Here is a 20,653-nt window from a genome sequence, read left to right as displayed (position 1 = left end):
CCGCTTTAGAACAATCCTGTTATTTTTCCATCAGCATCAACATCAATATCAAATGCCGCCGGATGTTTAGGAAGTCCGGGCATAGTAACAATTGATCCTGTAAGGGCTACAACAAAGCCTGCGCCTGCAGAAACATATGCTTCTCTGACAGTGATCTTATAATTTGATGGTCTTCCTAAAAGTGATGGATCATCAGACAATGAATACTGTGTCTTAGCCATGCAGACAGGGAGATTCTTAAAGCCCATATCCTCAATCTTAGAAAGCTGTCTTGATGCGGCAGGAGTAAAGTTTACACCGTCTGCTCCATAAATCTTGGTTGCAACAGTCTCTATTTTTTCTTTGAGAGAAAGATCATCCGCATAAATTGGAGCATAATTTGAAGGCTTTGTATTTATAGTATCGAGAACCTCTTTTGCAAGAGCCTCTCCGCCTTCGCCACCTTTTGCCCAGACTTCAGAAAGAGCAAATTTACAGCCTCTCTCCTCGCAGAACTTCTTAACGAACTCAGTCTCAGCATCAGTATCTGTGATAAATGAATTGAGCGTTACAACAACAGGTACTCCATACTGCTGTATATTCTCTATATGTTTCTCAAGATTTACTATTCCCTTTTTAAGTGCTTCAAGATTCTCAGCTCCAAGTTCAGCCTTTGGAACGCCACCATTATACTTGAGAGCTCTGATAGTAGCTACAAGAACAACTGCATCAGGCTTCAAGCCTGCTATGCGGCACTTGATATCAAGGAATTTCTCAGCGCCAAGATCTGCGCCAAATCCGGCTTCCGTAACTGTAATATCAGAAATTCCAAGAGCTGTCTGAGTAGCTCTTACAGAATTACATCCATGTGCAATATTGGCAAATGGGCCACCGTGAACAATTACAGGTGTATGCTCAAGCGTCTGAACAAGGTTAGGCTTAATAGCATCCTTTAAAAGAGCTGCCATAGAACCAACAGCCTTAAGATCACCTGCAGTAACAGGTTCTCCATTATAATTATATGCAACTATTATTTTGGATAATCTCTTTTTAAGATCATCCATATCACTTGCAAGGCACAAAATTGCCATGATCTCAGAAGCAACCGTGATAACAAAGTGATCCTCTCTGGGTACTCCGTCAGCCTTAGCACCAAGACCTACAACAATATTTCTGAGAGCTCTGTCATTCATATCCTCAGCTCTTTTCCATATTATCTGTCTTGTATCGATTCCAAGTTCATTTCCCTGCTGAATGTGATTATCCAAAAGAGCTGCCAGAAGGTTATTGGCAGAAGTGATAGCATGGAAATCACCGGTAAAGTGCAGATTTAAATCCTCCATTGGAACAACCTGCGCATATCCGCCACCGGCTGCACCACCCTTGATTCCAAAACATGGTCCAAGTGAAGGTTCTCTAAGTGCTATTACTGTTTTGTATCCTAATCTGCTTAAGGCATCGCCAAGTCCAACGCTTGTGGTTGTCTTGCCTTCTCCTGCAGGAGTAGGATTAATAGCAGTTACAAGAATAAGTTTTCCTTTTTTGTTTGCCTTAGCTCTCTTTAAGTAATCCTCAGACAACTTAGCCTTATACTTGCCATAGTACTCGAGGTCATCCTCTGAAATGCCTAATTTCTCAGCCACTTCCCTAATGTGAAGCATCTTTGCTTCCTGAGCGATTTCGATATCACTTTTTACAGCCATTAATAACTCTCCTCCTAGCTCTTTCAAAGTATTTCTTCAAACTGTTCCTTTGTCATAAGTACTTTCCTTGGCTTGGTTCCTTCTTCGTCACCAACAACACCGGCTTCACAGAGCTGATCCATGATCCTTGCTGCCCTGTTAAAACCAATCTTGAATACTCTTTGGAGCATTCCAATTGATGCCTTTTCTTTTTCTATAATGATCTCGCCTGCCGCAGCGAAGTACTCATCCCTATCGGAGAAGGGGTCACCGGATGCTCCATTTGATGAGCCACCCTGACTCTGGATGCTGTTTATCTGCATCTCAATTTCTTCTCCATATCCAGTTTCAATTCCTTGATTTCGAAGGAAATCAGTAACAGCCTGTACCTCTTTATCAGATACAAATGCGCCCTGCACTCTGGCAGGTTTTGTATACCCCTGAGGGTAGAACAACATATCACCCTTACCAAGAAGCTTTTCAGCACCATTGATATCAAGAATGGTTCTGGAATCAACACCACTTGAAACAGCAAAAGCAACTCGGCTTGGCATATTGGCCTTGATAAGGCCGGTAATAACGTCAACAGATGGTCTCTGTGTTGCAATGATCAAATGGATACCTGCAGCTCTTGCAAGCTGAGTAAGTCTGCATATAGCATCCTCAACCTCATTGGCAGATACCATCATAAGGTCTGCAAGCTCATCAACAATAACAACAATCTGAGGCATTACTGACATACTTCCGTCAGTGCAGCTCTCTGCAATCTTATTATATCCTTTAAGGTCCCTGACGCCGGAATCCGCAAACTTTTTATATCTGTTTGTCATCTCCGCAACAGCCCAGTTCAGAGCAGCTGCAGCCTTTTTAGGATCAGTGACAACAGGTATCATAAGATGTGGAATACCATTATATACGCTAAGCTCAACAATCTTAGGATCGATCATGATCATCTGAACTTCTTCAGGCTTAGCCTTATAAATAAGGCTCATGATAATAGTATTGATACATACCGACTTACCGGAGCCTGTAGCACCTGCAATAAGAAGGTGAGGCATCTTGGCGATATCTGTAACAACAGTTTTACCTGCAATATCCTTACCAACAGCAAATGCAAGCTTTGAAGAGAATTCCTTGTATTCCTTGGACTCAATAAGGTCTCTGAAGGCAACGGCCTGATTCTCCTTATTGGGAACCTCTATGCCCACAGCCGCTTTTCCAGGAATAGGCGCCTCAATACGGATATCCTTGGCGGCAAGGTTCATCTTGATATCATCAGCAAGTCCGACGATCTTATTTACACGAACACCAGCCTCAGGCTGAAGCTCAAACCTTGTAACAGCAGGTCCCTGACTAATGTCTGTGACAGTTACATTGACGCCAAAGGTCTTAAGCGTCTCCTGCAATTTAAGAGCTGTTTCTTTAAGCTGTCTTGCAGAATCAGCATTCTTGTTCTTTGTTCCCTTTTCCAAAAGAGATACCGGTGGAAATACATATTTCTTTGGAATGGCTTTTTTATGAGCCTCAATCTCCTTTTCCATTCCGGGACTTGTAGTAACAGGACCTGATGCATTAATTACAGAATGTGAAGATGAAGGTGTCGATGAGTCTATTCTTGTAGAAGCATTTTTGCTCATGGAAATGTGATCCTGGGCATGGATAGAATACTCTCCGTTCATGCCATTACCTATATCCTCTGCATGAATAGGAACATCCGGCAAAATATCCTCTTCTTCTACCGGATTGGAAGTCGCTGCCACAAGTTTGCCATGGGCCTGAGAAATTTCAGGTTCATATTCAGGCTCTTCTATTGCAGGTGCCACCGGCCTGATCGCATGCTCGGTAGCCGGTTCTGAGTAAATCTCTCTGACATCTGATTCCTCATAATTATCAGAAGCTTCATCGTCAAATCCCATTCCATGAATAACAGGATCAGTTATAAGAACACGCTGACCATCAGGCTCAACCTCAGTTCTAACCTCATTATGATTCAGAACGATCTCATGAATGTCATCATGGAAATCCTCCTCATCAGGAATAAAGATATTCTTTGCAGGAGGATTATTCTCATCATTAATATGAATCTCTGAAGGGTTTTCTTCCTCGTCCTCTTCATCTTTGAGGTCAGTTTCAAGCATAACCCCTCGGACATTCTTTTCCATTCTGAGAATCTTTTCATCCTCTTTTTGCTCGATGGCAAGACGTCTTTCCTCTTCTATTTCAGCACGTCTCTGTTCCATCTTTTCTCTGCGGCGCTCAGCATAATCCCTATAATTGGCAGCATCTTCCCTGGTGCGCTCGATTATCTTTCTTCCGCCTTTTTTAAGTCCACCGACAAAAGACTGTTCGGTAAATACAACTATGCTGGCTATCCCTATAACAAGCAGAAGCAGCGCTGTTCCTGCAAATGAAAGATATTTGTAGATAATATATGCAAAAGATCCTGCAAAGAATCCACCGCCGTTCCTTCCGGCGCTGGATTGACTATAAATAAAAGCAATATCGTATTTAGTTAATGACTGTGGTCTTCCGGTGATCAGATCCGCAATTATTCCGATCACAAAGAATATAACTATCCCGGATACAATTTTCCTGACTGAAGCACTTGATCCAAAATTAGCTATTCCAATAGCAACTGCTCCAAGCATGACCAAAGGAGCAACATAGGCCGTAATTCCAAAAAGTCCAAAAAGAATAGAACTTACGACGTTGCCAAAATCTCCACATATTCCAAAATTACATAAAAAAAGGAAAATAGTCAGAGCTATAACAAGAATCACAACAAGTTCACTTTTAAGAGAATAATCAAATTCCTCTTCCTGCCTTTTGGGCGCACGAGTGCTTCTGGCTTTCGATGAACTTCTTGTAGTTGTTTTTCTAGACTGTTTTCTCCCCTTACCAGACTGTGTCATATGATCCCCTTATTCCATACAAAACTCTTAATAGTATATCATTTTTAGCAGGTTTATGCTATACTAACAACTGATTTAATATGCATTTGAAACGCATTCAATAATGAATAGGAGAAAAAAATGGAATTTAAACAGGAAGTTGAAACTGGCACATTTAAAATTGTCAGCAACACTGATACAACTTTAAAGATCAAAGAAGTTGCAACAAAGTGCAGATTAGTTAAAACAGATAACGGAGTTAAGGTTGAACTCGCTTATACAGGCCCTAACGCCAGCAAATATATGCAGTATGTAGAAAAGCATAAAGAAGACCTCACAAAATATCTTATGAATCCTGATGAGGCTGATCTTTATGAATGGCTGGAGACTTCACACCAGACTCCTGAATCACTTAAAAAACACGAAAAAGAAAATCTTATTCTCTATGTAAGCTTCGATCCTGACACACATAAAATGGCTACAGGAATCGCCGATGAGAACATTACAATGAAGCTTGGCTCAACTCTTATGAGCATTAACATAGATGAACTTACAAGAGATGAATTTAAGCTTGCTATTTACAACATGCTTCTTCTTGCAGATGAAATATCTGTAATGATGGGAAATGCAGGACTTCGTAAGATGGCAAACATCCAGATCGTAAAGACTTATCTCACAGAGATATATGACAAGTACCACGAAAACATCGATTGATAAAAGAAACGCTGTCAGGTTTTAAATCTGGCAGCGTTTTTATTCCTCACCTATATGCAAAACAGGAACTGATTAAAATTTCAGTTCCTGCTTTTTTATTCTTATTCTACTGTAACAGACTTAGCAAGGTTTCTTGGCTTATCAACATCAAGACCTCTTGCAACTGATACGTAATAACCTAAAAGCTGAAGTGGAACAACTTCAAGTGATCCAACAAAATGCTTATCCATCTTAGGAACATAAGTAACGAAATCTGCTGTATCCTCGATCTCATATCTTCCATATGGTGCAAGTCCCATAAGGTAAGCGCCTCTGCTCTTACACTCTACCATGTTGGAAATTGTCTTCTCATAGAGATTATCCTGGCAAAGAAGGCCAATTACCAAAGTACCATCCTCAATAAGACTGATAGTACCATGCTTAAGCTCACCTGCAGCATAAGCCTCTGAGTGAATGTAGGAAATTTCCTTCATCTTAAGGCTGCCCTCAAGTCCGATTGCATAATCGATACCTCTTCCGATAAAGAAGATGTCTTTTGAGTTAGCAATCTTAGCTGCAAACCACTGAAGTCTTTCCTTGTCATCAAGAATCTTCTGAATGCATTCAGGTATTCTTGAAATTTCTGCAAGGTATTTATCATAAATATCTTTTTCGATTTTTCCACGTACAGCTGCAAATTCAAGCGCAAGTAAGTATGTAACAACAAGCTGACAGCTATATGCCTTAGTAGTAGCAACTGAAATTTCAGGACCTGCTACAGTATAAATTACATAATCAGCTTCTCTTGCAATTGAAGAACCTACTACATTAACGATAGCAAGTGTCTTAACGCCTCTTTCCTTAGCCTCACGAAGAGCAGCTAAAGTATCTGCTGTCTCACCAGACTGTGAGATAACCACAACAAGATGATTATCTGTAAGAAGAGGTCCTCTGTATCTAAACTCAGATGCAAGCTCAACTCTTACTGGTATACCTGCAATATCTTCTATTACGTACTGAGCTGCCATTCCAACGTGCCATGCACTTCCGCAGGCAACAATTGTAATTGCTGAGATAGATTTTATTGCCTCTTCATCCATTTCAAACTTGGAAAGGTCAACTTTTCCGTTAGTTACAAGTGAATTTATTGTATTCTTTATAGCTGTTGGCTGCTCATGGATCTCCTTCATCATGAAATGCTCAAAGCCGCCTCTCTCAGCAGCTTCAGCTGAGAACTTGATCTCTACGAGCTCTTTTTCAATAAGATCGCCATTAAGGTCGTAGAACTCTGCCTTTCCAGGAAGAAGTCTTGCCATCTCATTGTTGCCAATATAGTAAACATTCTTTGTGTGATTAAGGATTGCAGGAACGTCTGATGCAACAAATGTCTCATCACCTGCAATTCCGATGATCATTGGGCTGTCTTTTCTGGCAACGTAAATCTCATCAGGATAATCAGCGAACATTACTTCCAAAGCGTAAGAACCACGAACTCTCACCATAGTCTTAGCAAGAGCATCTATAGGTCCAACTTTATATTTTTTGTAGTAATAATCAACGAGCTTGATAGCAACCTCAGTATCTGTGTCACTATAAAACTCATAACCATTCTTTAAAAGCTTTTCTTTTAATTCCTGATAGTTTTCGATGATACCGTTGTGAACACCTACAACTTCAGATTCTACAGTTCCGGAAGCAGATCCGGTGCAGTTGCCCGATACATGAGGATGCGCATTGATCTGTGAAGGGCCACCGTGTGTTGCCCATCTGGTGTGTCCTATACCGCAACATCCAACAACGCTCATTCCGTTATCTGTCTTCTCTTCGAGATTTTTAAGTCTTCCTACTGCCTTAACAACCTCTGCCTTATTATTTCCATCACGAACAGCGATTCCTGCTGAATCGTAACCTCTATACTCCAGTTTTGAAAGTCCTTCAAGCAATATAGGTGCTGCCTGATGCTTTCCGATAAATCCTACTATTCCGCACATACTTTTTTCCCTTTCTTATGAGGATATCCTCAATATAATAAACGATTTGCTCTAAAATAGCAAACTTTAGATGAGTTCAAAATGCTTCATGGCATGATAAATACCATCTTCATCAAGAGGCAAAGTAATATAGTCCGCATAATCTGACAGATCATGATAGGTGCCACCCATTGCCACGCCCATTCCCGCTGCTATAAGCATTTCTTTATCGTTTATGCTGTCGCCAAAAGAAAAGGTGTTTTTAATATCCTCTCCTAAAAGCTCACAGACTTTCTTAATTCCCGTGCCTTTATCAAAGCCCTTGGGAACCATCTCAACTACAGTATCACTGTGAATAATATAGCTATAGAGATCAAGCATCTCTTTGTAGCAGGCATTTCTTTCCTCTTTGGAAACATCTGTCGCACACGAGAGCTTATTCATTTCCCAGTTACCCCAGTTTTCCTCGATTCCTCTTAAATGTTCCCCCATCTCCTGCATGACCTTTTCGCCATACATATCGCCGGCAAAGTCAGATTTGTCCATGTACAGGTATTGGGGACCTTCCAAAATAGGACGAAATCCATATTTCCTGACAGTTTCTACTGTTCTTATTGCATCATCCTTCGGAATTATCCTATTAAAAATAACTTCACCATTATATTCAATCATGGTCCCACAGGCAGAGACTATTCCGTCAAAACCTATAGATAAGAGTTCCTTATTTGTGACAAAACCTCTTGCCCTTCCTGTGTTTATAAAGCACTTATGTCCATTCTCCCTGGCTGTTTTAATCGCAAGTCTTGTCTTTTCCCTTATGTTGTTGTTGTAATCCCACAAAGTGCCATCAATGTCAAAAAATAAAACCATCTGAATAAAAACTCCTGTTAAATATCATCTGATTCCCAGATAGATAAAAAGACAAACAAGTGCAAACAACGCTTCTGTGACATGCATTAAGTTGATACTTCTTAATATATCTTCTTTATCTATCATTTTTATATCATCACCGATAAAAGGTTTATCCTTAATCTTGCCAAAATATGAAGCAGGACCTGCTAGCCTAAGGCCAAGGGCTCCTGCGCATGCACTCTCGCACTGGGCTGAATTGGGACTTTCATGATTATATCTGTCCCTTCGCCATATCCTAAAAGCTCCAAAAGGATCGAAACCTAATATCAGAGCTGAAAAGATCATATATATAGCACTTATTCTTGCAGGAATGAAAGCAAGAATATCATCCAGTCTTGCTGCAACAGTGCCAAAACATCTGTATCTGTCATTCTTATATCCGATCATAGAATCCATTGTACTGACTGCCTTATATAAAAAAGCAAGTACAGGCCCGCCAATAATAAGATAAAACATCGGACATATTACTCCGTCATTGGTGTTCTCGGAAACAGTTTCAACTGTCGCGCGAAGTATCCCCGCTTCGTCAAGACTCTGTGTATCTCTCCCAACGATCATTGAAAGAGCTTTTCTTGCACTTCCTATATCTTTCGGAAGTCCTGCAAGGGGCTTGTAAACATCCATTGCTGCATCTCTTAAGCTTTTTCCTGCAATTGTAAAAGATGATAGCACGCTCATCACCAGGATACCGAATACACGGTTTATCTTAACTGAAACAAATACAATGACCCCTGTGACTATTCCTGTAACAGCAAGAACTATTATTACCAAAAGTGCTCCCATTGCTCTTTTTTTCTTATCAGAATCCTCTTCTCTAAGAAGTTTCTTTTCCAAAAATGATATAAGAGCACCAATTGCCTGCACAGGATGATAGAGCCACTTTGGATCCCCAAAACACATATCAAGCGTAATCCCTATCAAAAAAGAAACCAAAAAATCCCTGTAAAATAAAGCCACAATAAACTCCTCAAAGCATCAAAAAGCCCCCATTAACACAACAAATCCCCTACATTAAAAGCCAGAGCATAAAGACAAATGAGGAAATCAATTCACAAACGCAGACAAAGAAACCTGCAAGGTCTCCTGTTATTCCCCCAAATTTGTCATCAGCCATACGATGATAATATATGAAAACTAATAATGAAGCAACAGTTTCCAATACTCCAGCATTTTTTCCAAAATAAATCATAAAAAAAGTGCATATTATAGCTTCGATAATCAACAGGACTCTACACCTTGTTTTTTCTGCCCCTTCAGCAAAAGTGTACAAAGTCCCATTACTTTTAGCACATTTAAAACTAACCACTGCTACTGCAGAAAGAATACGGGAATAGAAAAAAATAAGCCCCCATGCAAATAACAAATATACCCCTGCATGAACACTGATAATTGTCAGCACTGTAGCAAAGAAAACAGTGCTGTACAAAAGGAGTCGTATAACAGCAAATGCACCAATATGGGGATCTTTTAGGATTTCAAGCCTCTTTTCCCTGTCCCTGTATGAACTAAGTGCATCGCTGGTATCCATATATCCGTCTAAATGGATTCCTCCGGAAATAATGATTGGTACTGCCAAAATAAAAATCGTTTTGGCAGCATCAGGTACCATCGAAAAATACACTTCAAAAAGATAATATAACAAGGATACAGCAAAAGAAATAACAAGTCCTACTAATGGAAAAAAGCATATACTATATTTCATATTTTCTTTCTTCCATTCAAATACAGGCATAGGTATCCTTGAATACATGGAAAAAGCAATTGCGATAGATTTTAAAACATTCATAGCTTTATCCCTCTTTTGCAAAATACCCTGTAAACATCTGAATGAGCAGCAATTTTTTGCATAAATCTTCCAGCCTCTTCGCGATAGCGCCTTATAAGCTCATCCATAGGCACTACACCGCAAAAAATATCGTCTATTATAATAACAGATTTTTCAGGAAAACTGTCAACAGGCTCTTTTCCCTTCTTTATACAGGCATAGACATACCTTTCAATATGCTCATAGCATCTGTATCCCGAAGGGATCTCTGTGTCATCCTCCACAAAGGTGTATATATCTTCCGGGGAAATTTCAAAACTCTCCATAACAAAATCTTTTTTTCCCTGAAAAGCACCACCTAAAACAAGAATATTTCTTTTTTCTGTTTTTACTTCATTAACTGTTCTATTCTTTATAAGCATCTCTTTTCCTGCAGCGATCTCAATAGCTTCATCAGATAAACTGCAAAGCCTTTCTTCCAGAAATGCAAGCCCATTTCTATAATGCTGCGTATATTCATCATACATGGCAGCGTCACTTTGAATATAGTCGCTGACTATGACAAGATTTGAAACCCTCTCATTCAAAGCTTCAATATCCTTTAACACCTTCCCTGCAGCATCCTTGCAAAAGATATACTCTCCGGCATCAGATGTTTTGAACATTTCATTAGACAAAAGAGCTGTGAGACTGTCCAAAAGGACTGTCGCATTCTCCGGAATCCTCTCGATAACAGTATCGATATCTCTGCCTTTTTCTATCGTGGTGAAAGGCATATCTTTCCTGCTGTCTATATGTTTTTGTATGCGCTCTTTATCCTCATTGTCAGAGGCAATCATGGTTGCAAGATAGTAGAGGTTTTCTCCTCCAGAAAGCTCAAAAGCCTTAATTTCAGCCTTTGATGACTTTCCATTTTTGCAGCCACCCGTAATTAGTACAAGCACCCTTATTTCTCCTGTTTTCTGATGTCTTCCAGATAATCATCGCAGATACCACCGCCTTCAAAAGTCGCCATATTACACACAAATGCACAGGCTGCTTCCATTATCTGAAAAGCAATAACACAACCGCTTCCCTCTCCAAGGCCCATATCAAGATTAAACCAGGGTTTCAGATCAAGTATTGATATCGCAATTCTATAGCCCTTTTCTTTTGACTCATGGGATGGAAAAAGATATCCCGAAGCCCTTTCATTTAATTTGCAGGCACAAAGGGCTGCAACTACAGATATGTAACCATCAATCACCACTGGAATCCTGTTTTTGGCAGCGCCCAAAAAGACTCCACACATAGCCGCAATATCAAGTCCTCCAAGTTCAGAGAGGATATTAATTATATCTCCTTTATCTGAGCCGCTACTCAAAAACCTGTTTAGAGCTTTTTCAACAACACTTATCTTTTTTTGAAAAGCATCATCAGTAAGTCCGCCGCCTCTTCCTACTACGTCTTCAGCCATAGCCCCAGAAATAGCAGCTAAAACCGCCGCGCTTGTGGTTGTATTGCCAATACCCATCTCTCCAACGCCCAAAGCATCAACTTTTTCCAAAGCGGCCCTGTCAGCACACTCCATTCCAACAAGGATTGCTCTTAAAACCTCTTCTCTTGTAAGAGCAGGTTCTATGGCGATATTTCCAGTGCCTTTTCTTATTTTCCTGTCAAGAATCTGTCTGCAGTCATAATCTGTTGAAATGCCAACGTCGACTATCTCCGTCTCAATGCCAAAGTGCCTTGCCATAGAAGACATACCTGTTATGCCCTTTGTCATATTAACAGCCTGACTTGCAGTTACAGAAACAGGAGCCGAAGAAACGCCCTCGCAAGTAACGCCATTATCTGCACACAGCACAATTATACGTTTTTTCTCAAGCCTATTTTTGATCTTCCCTGTAATACCAGCAAGGGAAATTGCTATCTTTTCCAGCTTTCCAAGACTTTTTGGTGGTTTTATAAGGCTATCAATATATTCTGATGCTTCAATCTTTTTATCAGAATAGACGTTCTCTATCTCTGCTATCTTTTCCTTAAGTTCTAATTCCAAATCCAATGTTTGCACCTCAAATCAGTTTTCTTAAGACCTCTATGAGTTTTTTATTGTCTTCATGCCCTCTTATGGCAATTCTGTAATATTCATCTGTCAGCCCAGGGAAATTAGCGCTTTTTCGCAGGTAAATACCGTCACTTAAAAGTTTCTCAAACAATCTGCCATCTTTATTTACCTTGATCAAAATGAAATTAACATCTGAAGGAAACACTTTTATTCCAAGCCCTTCAAGCTCCCTTTCAAGATACTCTCTCTCATTTTTAATGGCCATGAGGCCTTTTTGTATATTGTTATCTCTGTCTAAAAGCTTTAATCCCGCAAGCTGAGCAAGTCCTGAAATACTCCACTCAGGCTGCATCAGCCTCATCTTTTCAATAATCTTTTCATCACTGCACATGCCATATCCAAGCCTGATACCCGGTATAGAATATATTTTGGTAAAAGACCTGATGATAAAAAGATTCTTATGATTCCCAATGAAACTCATGAGGCTCTTATCCCTTTTATCATCCGTAAAATCAATAAAAGACTCGTCAACTACAAGAAATGCTCCATAAGCATTACATATATCAAGCACTTCCTTTAAGGTCTCTTTTTTTATAGTTTTCCCTGTAGGATTATTGGGATTGCAGATATAAACAGCACTTATCCCCTCTTGTCCGGCCGTTTTAGCAAAACTTTCTATTTCTTTGATCTGGCTCTCGCCAAACAAAAAGTCATCTTCCTCATTAAGAAAGAGGTAGCTTACTCTAGTCCCCTTCGCCTGCAAAGCTCTCTCATATCCGGAGAAAGTCGGCTCTAAAATAAGTGCACTTGTTATATCAAGGCAAAATGGCAAGAGCGAGATGATCTGAGACGCTCCATTTCCTACAATTATGTGATCCGGTGAAATACTATTTTTTTCAGCTACCGCCATCAAAAGGTCATTACTCTTCCTGTCAGGGTACAAGCTGATTGCCTTTCGAATTTCTTCCCTGGTAAAGTCCAGCGCTTCCGCAAACGGATTGGTATTTACACTAAAATCGATCAGTAAATCCCTCTTAATTTCGCCACCGTGATAATAATCTTTGTTTTCTTTCATATATAAACCTTATATCCAATGTGAATACTGCTTTTTCATATACTGCTTTACATCAATATCAAATGTATCAGTAAGGTATTTGCTTTTTATAAGCTCCTCTTTACTTCCATCTGCAAGAATATTCCCATCTTTAAGCAAAATGAGCTTATCTGCGGCTTCCAGGGCAATATTGATATCATGAAAAACACCTATGAGTGTATGTTTTTTACTCTCTTTTTTCCAATCAGAAAGAAAATTCAGAAATTCAGACTGATATTTAAGATCCAAATGATTGGTAGGCTCATCCAAAATAATAATATCAGTGCCTTGAGCCATAGTTCTTGCAAGAAAGACCCTTTGAAGCTGTCCTCCGGATAGCTGACTAATCTGCCTATCTCTAATATCTTCAAGGCCATATTCTTTAAGACATTTGTCTACAATCTCCCGGTCACGTCTATTTGCAATTCCAAAAACATTGTCAGAATAAAGATACCGTCCAAGCATGACCGTTTCCTCTACAGAATATGAAAAATAGATATCAGAAAACTGCATCATTACAGAAATCTTTTTTGCTATGTCTTTTCTCTTAAGACTACGTACTTCTTTATCGCCAAGAAGGATACTTCCGTCATATGAAAGCATGCCTGCAAGAGTCTTTATCAGCGTAGTTTTACCGCATCCATTTGCACCCAAAACAGCAATGCTTTCTCCTTCATTTACGTTAAAAGAGATATTCTTTATAACCGGGTTCTCGCCAGGTCTTTTTCCATATCCGCAAATCAGGTTCTTACACTCGAGCAGCATTTATTATCTCTTACCTCTAAAATATATATATGCAAAAAACGGTGCTCCAACCAGAGCTGTAATGGCACCAACAGGTATCTCCTGAGGAGCAAGTACAGTTCTCGACAACATATCTGCAAAAGCCATAAAAGCCCCGCCTAAAACAAAAGACATAGGAATCACATACTTATGCTTTGATCCAAATAAACGTCTTACGATATGAGGAATCGTAAGATCAACAAAGCCAATAATACCCGAAAAACAGACTGCTGCTCCTGTCAAAAACGTTGCAAGAGCCAAAAGAAAAACTTTTACTTTCTTTGTCTCAACTCCGATACTCATGGCCTCTTCCTCTCCAAAGGTCATAATATCAAGCTCCCTGACAAAGAAACATATAATAAGCGTTCCCAACACTGCACACACACTCAAAACAGCCACATGTATCCATCTTCTTCCGGAAAATGAACCCATCTGCCATAAAATAAGTCTCTGCATATGTTCACTGTTCAAAGCACTTATAAGAGTCAAAATTGCATTTACAAAAAGTGAAAAGACCATTCCGAAAAGAATGATCGTATGATTGCTCATATTATGGTCCAGTCTCCCGGACACAGCTATAACAAAAAACACTGTAAACAGGCCTGCCAAAAAACCTGCAGCAGGCAAAAGGAAAAAGCCAAGAAATGAACTTGTTATTCCGGAGGTAATAACGATTGCAGCTCCTAAAGATGCACCGGCAGAAACGCCAAGAGTATAGGATGATGCAAGGGGGTTTTGCAAAAGAGACTGGATCACAGCCCCACTTACTGAAAGTGCTGCCCCAACAAAGAAAGCAGTGAATGCCCTGGGCATCCTTATATCCCAGAGTATTGAGATGTAAGACCCTTCAATACTCTGAGTTAAAGGCAGGTTAAAGAGCTTATTTAACAGTACTGATACTATATCTGACGCAGGGATATATACGCTTCCCAGTCCTATACTAAGCATCAGCACTAATATGGAAATCAATACTAAAATTACTATCTTAAGCTCTTTCTCTTTTTTCATATTATGCAGCAGGCTGCTCCTTGCTATCTTCTGTGCCAAATGGGTCAACAAATGACTCATAGTAATCAGGATAAATATCCTTAGCCATCTCGATCATGGCGCTTACAACATGATGATTAGGTCTGTTAACTGTATCATTATCAATCTGATATACAGCCTTGTCCTTAATAGCAGATACGTTCTCCCATCCGCTCATTTTAAGAATAACATTTATAACATCATCTGTGTACATGTCAGCAGTAAGAATTACCTGTGGATCCATAGCTACAGCTGCTTCTTCTGTAAGAGCAGGCCACTGGTCGGCTTCCTCTCCTGCAACATTTGTAGCACCGATAAGACTTATCATCTCATTGATATATGTATTTGAACCACATGTATAAATTGTTGGTGCATCAGCAGATGGAGTAAAGAGTTCGAAAAGAACTGTCTTTTTCTCTTCTTCAGGGATAGTAGCTGCTATTTTGGAAATTTCTTCAATAGTAGCTTCCATCTCTTTAACAATTGCCTCTGCAGCATCACTTGTTGATGTAGCAGCTCCTATAAATCTGATGTCATCTGAAATATCCTGGAGGCTTGCGCTGCTTGGAATATCAAGGACACATACACCTGCTTCTTTTACAGCTGCAAAAACATCATCTCCATGGCTGGCACTCATACCAGTTGTGAAAACAACATCTGCTCCAAGAGCAATTATCTGTTCCTGATCAGGAGTCATCATGTCAAACTGTGGAATATCAGCCTTAAGTGAATCAGAATAGCTTGCACATGAATATGTGTCACATGCCACAATCTTCTCTCCAAGTCCAAGATCTATAAGGATCTGTGTTGTTGAAGGAGCCATAGATACAATTGAATTTACTTCTTCAGGAATTGTAACTTCATTACCACTTCTGTCAGTGGTTGGTTTTGCTGATACATCTGTATTTTCAGTGGATTCTGTCTGAAGAGTAGATGCTTCGCTGGTAGCTGTAACACTTTCCTCAGCTACTGTCTCTGAAACTGTTTCTGCTGCGGTATTTCCGCATCCAACAGCAAAAGTAGACATCATGGCAATAGCCATGACAAAAGATAGAATTTTCTTTTTCATAATTTTCCCTCACTTTATTACCTATTAAGTGCCCCGGAGAATCTCCCTTGGGGCACCATTTGCATTGAAAAAAATATCATCAAACGCCCTGCTTGTCAATGTCAGAGCACTTGCGAAAGCCTCTTACTTAGCCACAAATAATGTTCCCACAATCTTTTTCTCAATTACATCATAGAGTTTTTCAGGATTTTTGCCATTTGTAATGATAACATCTATCCCGTGTTCTGTAGCATATTCTGCCGCATCAAGTTTTGTGATCATTCCGCCTGTTCCACGATTTGAACCCGAGCCTGATGCAATTGACTTTAATTCATCTGTAATATCTTCAACCCTGCTGATGAGCTTTGCATCAGGATTAGTGCTTGGATTACCATCATAAAGGCCATCAATATCTGAGAAAATAATAAGTTTACTTGCATTACAAAAAGCTGCAACAAATGCTGACAGCATATCATTATCAGAAAAGAGCTTCTTCTCTGACTCAATCTCCGCATGGCTGACTGAGTCATTCTCATTAACTATAGGGATAATGTGGTTCTCCAGCAAAGCATCGAATGTATTTTTCAGGTTTTTACTTCTGACAGGGTCTGCAATATCCTCATTATCAAGAAGTATCTGACCTACCATTCTTCCGTATTCGCTAAAGAACTTGTCATAAAGATGCATAAGTTCTGTCTGTCCAACGGCAGCTGCAGCCTGCTTCATCCTGATCTCCTTTGGCTTTTGAGCAAGTCTCATCTTACCTGCTCCAACAGCAATAGCTCCTGATGAAACAAGTACAAGATCGTATCCAAGATTCTCAACACCTGCCAAAGCTCTGCAGAGATGGTCAAGTGCCCTTATATCAACATTTCCATCACTATTTGTTATTGTGGAAGTACCTACTTTTACAACTATTCTCTTCTTACTGACGCTCATAGTTTTCCCCTTTACCTTGCTAAATCATATGTTAATACTATATAAAAAGAACTACCATAAATCAATGGTAGTCCTAAAAAAGTGGATTAGAGGGGAGTCGAACCCCTGTCCAAAAATTCATCCCCTGTACTTCTACTATCATAGCTTATTATTCTGAGATTCTGCATCTCTGTTCCCTCTTACCTGCGGTAACAAGCAACTGCAAATAATCGGTAGCTTCATGATACGACCATAGCCGCAAAGCTTAGGCTATGTCGTTTCCTACAAAGTTTGACGCCAGTTACCGAGTGTGTAGGTGCACCCGGGCTGACGGGCTGCGCTTAGGCAGCGAGTGCTAAATTATCGTTAGCGTTTAATTTTAATTTGAGGTTTAACGCGACCATCCTGCGGATAGCTTCTCCAGCTTCAAAATCCCTGTCGAAACCTTTACTAACCCTTATTTAATTGTGCTTACCCATTATATCGGTAAGCACAGATAAAATCAATACACCAGCAGTTTAGTTTTTATTTAAATTTGACCTTAAATTCTTTTTCAGCCTCTCTCTGCTGATCCTTTTTGGCCATATCTGCTCGTTTATCATAAAGCTTTTTACCTTTTGCAAGGCCCACTTCAACTTTCACTCTGCCGTTTTTAAAATAAACTTCAAGAGGAACAAGCGTGTATCCCTGAACCATTTTCTGCTGATCCAGCTTTCTTATTTCAGCTTTATGTAAAAGAAGTCTCTTTACACGAAGAGGATCTTTGTTAAAGATATTGCCTTTTTCATATGGGCTTATGTTCATTCCCATAATAAAAGCCTCTCCCTTATCAATACTGATCCATGCTTCCTTGATACTGCATTTTCCCTGTCTTATGGATTTAACTTCTGTTCCAAAAAGCTCTATTCCTGCCTCATACTTCTCTTCTATAAAGTAGTCATGATATGCCTTTTTATTATTTGCAACTAATTTTCTTGCCTTATTATCTTCCGCCATAATACACCTTTTTTGCTTTATCGTTTCTTTTTTCTGCCTTTTTGCTGCGAGCTTCTTGCAGCTTTACTGGTTGCAGACTTTTTATATTTATGTACCTTATAGACTTTACGTGAAGACTTAGCTTCTCCCTTTTTGGATGAGGTCTTTTTCCTGCCTTGTCCTTTATCGCCTCCTGATTTGCGCTTTTTCCTGAACTCACCGGTTAATGCGTCGGGTTCATACTCGCTAAGGTCTATAAGTTTGCCGTTATATTCTACAAGGCGTCCTTCAGAGTGGGCTGCATCAATGATTTCGTCGCCACCATTATCCTCGCTGCTTCTTTCTTCCTGCGCTATCTCGCCTAGCTTTCTGACCTTTCTCGCTCTGTCCTGCGCTATCTTTTTAGCCTTTGGAATATCTTCAAATCCATCATAGTCAAACTCATCATCTTCATCATCAGATAAAACAAGTTTAAAATCAATAGATTTTGTAAGTCTGTCAGCACCTGCTACTCTGATCATTACGCGTTGTCCAAGAGTATACTCCTTATGAGTCCTCTCGCCTACAAGCTTCATGTTCCCTTCATCATATACGTAAAAGTCATCACTCATAGCTGCAGCTCTGACCATACCCTCACAGGAATTCTCAAGCTCAACAAATAATCCCCAGGCTGTAACTCCAGAAACAATTCCTTCAAAGCACTCTCCGATATGGTTCTCCATATACTGAGCTTTCTTTAATTTGTCAGTCTCTCGTTCAGCTTCCTCAGCTCTTCTTTCAGTTTCTGAGGAGTGCTTTGCAACCTCATCAAGTATTTCTTCATAATGAGATGACTTAGCCGCTGTCATTCTTCCTCGCAGATGGTCCTTTATTATTCTATGTATCTGAAGGTCAGGATATCGCCTTATAGGAGAAGTAAAGTGGCAATAATAGTCAAAAGCAAGACCAAAATGCCCTGTACACTCTGTGCTGTACTTGGCCTGCATCATGCTCCTTAAGGTCATTCTGCTAATAACAGCCTCTTCTTTTGTGCCCTCTATTCCCTTTAGGAGTTTCTGAAGCTCTTTTGGCCTTACACCTTCATCCTTTCTGGTTCTTATATGATACCCAAGATTATTTACAAATGCAGCAAGAGAACTGATTTTCTCAGGATCCGGCTGCTCATGGATACGATATACAAAAGGGCTCTGAAGATAAAAGAAATGCTCTGCAACCGTCTGGTTTGCAGCAAGCATAAAGTCCTCAATAAGCTTGGTTGCAGTATTCCTCTCATGAGGAACTATATCAATCGGATTTCCTGCTTCATCCAAAATGATCTTAGTCTCAGGAAAGTCAAAATCAATCGCACCCTTGGATTCTCTTTTCTTTCTAAGGATACTTGAAAGCTCTGCCATTTCCTCAAACATGGGAACAAGCTCTTTATACTTCGCGATTTCCTCTTCATCTTTATCCTCAAGAATCTTGGCAACGCTCGTATATGACATTCTCTCGTTGACATTGATAACAGACTCAACAATATCATGGTCTATAACTTTACCACTCTTGTCTATTGTCATAAGACAGCTAAGTGCAAGCCTGTCCTCGCCGTGATTTAAAGAACAGATACCATTTGAAAGTCTGTGTGGAAGCATGGGGATTACTCTGTCCACTAGATAGACACTCGTTCCTCTTTTAAGGGCTTCCCTATCAAGCGCAGAACTCTCCTGCACATAATTTGTTACATCAGCGATATGAACTCCTAAATGGTAAAGGCCCTTATCATCTATAGTAAGGCTGACTGCATCATCAAGATCTTTTGCGTCCTCACCGTCGATTGTTACCATCATTACATCACGAAGGTCTTCTCTGCCGTACATGTCAGCTTCGCTTATCTGATCAGGGCATCTGTTGGCCTGATTTATAACCTTTTCTGGAAATTCATAAGGAATATCATAGTTCTTTACAATTGATAAAATATCAACGCCGGGGTCATTTATATTGCCGATAACCTCTTTAACCTTGCCCTCAGGCTTTCTATGAAGCGCTTGATTACCATAATCTGTGATCGTTACAACTACTTTATCACCGGTAACAGCGCTGCCATGATGTTCAATTGGTATAAAGATATCCTGAAGGACTTTTGAATTATCAGGAATAACAAAACCAAAGTTCTTTTCACCCTGGTATGTTCCCACAAGCTCTTCCATCCCTCTTACAAGAATATTCCTGATACGGCCTTCCTGTCTCTTACCTGTCGACTCAGGCAAGACCTCAACTTCTACCGTATCTGAATGAAAGGCGCCATGAACATACTCTTCAGGGATAAAGATATCTTCATCCATCCCTTCTACTTCAACAAAACCAAAACCTCTTGGGTTTGCTACGAACTGTCCTACTATATAGTTTTTATGCTTCTTTGAAGTTCCAAAAGAACTTTCTTCTACTCTTTTTAATTTCTTTCCCTTACTCATATATACCTCAGCAAGTGCCCATAAAATTTTAAAAGGCACCCTATTTCTAGAGTGCCTCACATAACAAAAATAAAATTTTTAGAACATATTCATGTTGAGAATTACGCTAAATACGATAAACAAAACTGATAAAACAAATGTAGCTCTCTTAAGAACACCCTCTCTTGAACGGCCTTTGTTTTTGCTCCAGTATGTATTCTCTACTGTTCCCTGAATTGCTCCAAGTCCCTGATTCTTGCCTTCCTGTGCAAGTACAAGAACAACCAATGCGGCACATACTATAATAAATACTACTCCGAAAACATAATCTAAAGCACTCACGAAAAACTTCCCTCCCAGTACCTGTATAAAAATAGTCTTGCTAATTTTTTAAAGTCACAAGCACGTATTACTTTATCATATTTATGCAATATCGTCAAAC

At 39.8% G+C, this 20,653-nt stretch carries 16 protein-coding genes, 1 other RNA gene and 1 pseudogene; 1 reads left to right on the top strand and 17 read right to left on the bottom strand.

Features of this window, described 5'->3' with window-relative positions; all coding sequences use genetic code 11:
* Positions 1–5 precede the first annotated feature (5 nt).
* Both C4S54_RS00635 and C4S54_RS00630 read right to left on the bottom strand, forming a co-directional pair.
* The gene (locus tag C4S54_RS00635; RefSeq protein ID WP_103867813.1) at positions 6–1,682 is read right to left on the bottom strand and encodes a formate--tetrahydrofolate ligase; all 1,677 of its coding nucleotides are present in this window, start codon (positions 1,680–1,682) and stop codon (positions 6–8) included.
* Positions 1,683–1,705: 23 nt separating this feature from the next.
* Complete coding sequence (locus tag C4S54_RS00630) at positions 1,706–4,573, bottom strand: FtsK/SpoIIIE family DNA translocase (protein ID WP_103867812.1); 2,868 nt, start codon at positions 4,571–4,573, stop codon at positions 1,706–1,708.
* A gap of 120 nt (positions 4,574–4,693) precedes the next feature.
* Here C4S54_RS00630 and C4S54_RS00625 point away from each other — a divergent pair, with 120 nt between their 5' ends.
* Positions 4,694–5,266 (top strand): hypothetical protein, encoded by a 573-nt coding sequence (locus tag C4S54_RS00625; protein WP_103867811.1) that lies wholly within the window; start codon positions 4,694–4,696, stop codon positions 5,264–5,266.
* 101 nt (positions 5,267–5,367) lie between these two features.
* Here the strand turns inward: C4S54_RS00625 and glmS are convergent, their stop codons facing one another.
* The 15 genes and pseudogenes from glmS to secG all read right to left on the bottom strand — a co-directional run bounded on the left by glmS (position 5,368) and on the right by secG (position 20,553).
* Positions 5,368–7,236, bottom strand: coding sequence for a glutamine--fructose-6-phosphate transaminase (isomerizing) (gene glmS, locus C4S54_RS00620; RefSeq protein ID WP_103867810.1), 1,869 nt, complete (start codon positions 7,234–7,236; stop codon positions 5,368–5,370).
* A 66-nt stretch (positions 7,237–7,302) separates the two neighbouring features.
* Positions 7,303–8,085: an HAD family hydrolase gene (locus tag C4S54_RS00615; protein ID WP_103867809.1), complete on the bottom strand. Its 783-nt coding sequence runs from the start codon at positions 8,083–8,085 to the stop codon at positions 7,303–7,305.
* A gap of 24 nt (positions 8,086–8,109) precedes the next feature.
* Positions 8,110–9,084 (bottom strand): adenosylcobinamide-phosphate synthase CbiB, encoded by a 975-nt coding sequence (gene cbiB / locus C4S54_RS00610; RefSeq protein WP_242973709.1) that lies wholly within the window; start codon positions 9,082–9,084, stop codon positions 8,110–8,112.
* A gap of 49 nt (positions 9,085–9,133) precedes the next feature.
* Positions 9,134–9,913, bottom strand: coding sequence for an adenosylcobinamide-GDP ribazoletransferase (locus tag C4S54_RS00605; protein WP_103867808.1), 780 nt, complete (start codon positions 9,911–9,913; stop codon positions 9,134–9,136).
* Complete coding sequence (locus C4S54_RS00600; protein WP_103867807.1) at positions 9,910–10,836, bottom strand: bifunctional adenosylcobinamide kinase/adenosylcobinamide-phosphate guanylyltransferase; 927 nt, start codon at positions 10,834–10,836, stop codon at positions 9,910–9,912. Before C4S54_RS00600 ends, C4S54_RS00605 begins: the two co-directional genes overlap by 4 nt.
* A gap of 2 nt (positions 10,837–10,838) precedes the next feature.
* On the bottom strand, positions 10,839–11,936 hold the full coding sequence (cobT, locus tag C4S54_RS00595; protein ID WP_242973708.1) for a nicotinate-nucleotide--dimethylbenzimidazole phosphoribosyltransferase: 1,098 nt from the start codon (positions 11,934–11,936) through the stop codon (positions 10,839–10,841).
* Between the two features lie 10 nt (positions 11,937–11,946).
* Entirely contained in the window at positions 11,947–13,014 is a 1,068-nt protein-coding gene (locus C4S54_RS00590; RefSeq protein WP_103867805.1) for a pyridoxal phosphate-dependent aminotransferase, read from the bottom strand.
* Positions 13,015–13,023: 9 nt separating this feature from the next.
* On the bottom strand, positions 13,024–13,797 hold the full coding sequence (locus C4S54_RS00585; RefSeq protein WP_103867804.1) for an ABC transporter ATP-binding protein: 774 nt from the start codon (positions 13,795–13,797) through the stop codon (positions 13,024–13,026).
* Between the two features lie 3 nt (positions 13,798–13,800).
* Positions 13,801–14,823, bottom strand: a complete 1,023-nt coding sequence (locus C4S54_RS00580) for a FecCD family ABC transporter permease (protein WP_103867803.1) — start codon at positions 14,821–14,823, stop codon at positions 13,801–13,803.
* Between the two features lies 1 nt (position 14,824).
* Entirely contained in the window at positions 14,825–15,910 is a 1,086-nt protein-coding gene (locus tag C4S54_RS00575; RefSeq protein WP_103867802.1) for an ABC transporter substrate-binding protein, read from the bottom strand.
* A 123-nt stretch (positions 15,911–16,033) separates the two neighbouring features.
* The gene (gene proB, locus C4S54_RS00570; RefSeq protein ID WP_103867801.1) at positions 16,034–16,828 is read right to left on the bottom strand and encodes a glutamate 5-kinase; all 795 of its coding nucleotides are present in this window, start codon (positions 16,826–16,828) and stop codon (positions 16,034–16,036) included.
* A gap of 79 nt (positions 16,829–16,907) precedes the next feature.
* Positions 16,908–17,264: a transfer-messenger RNA gene (gene ssrA / locus C4S54_RS00565) on the bottom strand.
* A 68-nt stretch (positions 17,265–17,332) separates the two neighbouring features.
* Positions 17,333–17,803 carry an SsrA-binding protein SmpB gene (gene smpB / locus C4S54_RS00560; RefSeq protein WP_074883331.1) on the bottom strand — a complete coding sequence of 157 codons (471 nt, stop codon included), beginning with the start codon at positions 17,801–17,803 and terminating at the stop codon, positions 17,333–17,335.
* A gap of 434 nt (positions 17,804–18,237) precedes the next feature.
* Positions 18,238–20,181: pseudogene (gene rnr, locus C4S54_RS00555) on the bottom strand (ribonuclease R); the annotation flags it as partial.
* 129 nt (positions 20,182–20,310) lie between these two features.
* The gene (secG, locus tag C4S54_RS00550) at positions 20,311–20,553 is read right to left on the bottom strand and encodes a preprotein translocase subunit SecG (RefSeq protein WP_022773207.1); all 243 of its coding nucleotides are present in this window, start codon (positions 20,551–20,553) and stop codon (positions 20,311–20,313) included.
* Positions 20,554–20,653: the final 100 nt, after the last annotated feature.

The organism is Butyrivibrio sp. Su6 (genome assembly GCF_900108105.1).
Lineage (GTDB): Bacteria > Bacillota > Clostridia > Lachnospirales > Lachnospiraceae > Butyrivibrio.
Note: the sequence above shows the minus strand (reverse complement) of the source record. Positions and strands in the feature narration are given on the sequence as shown.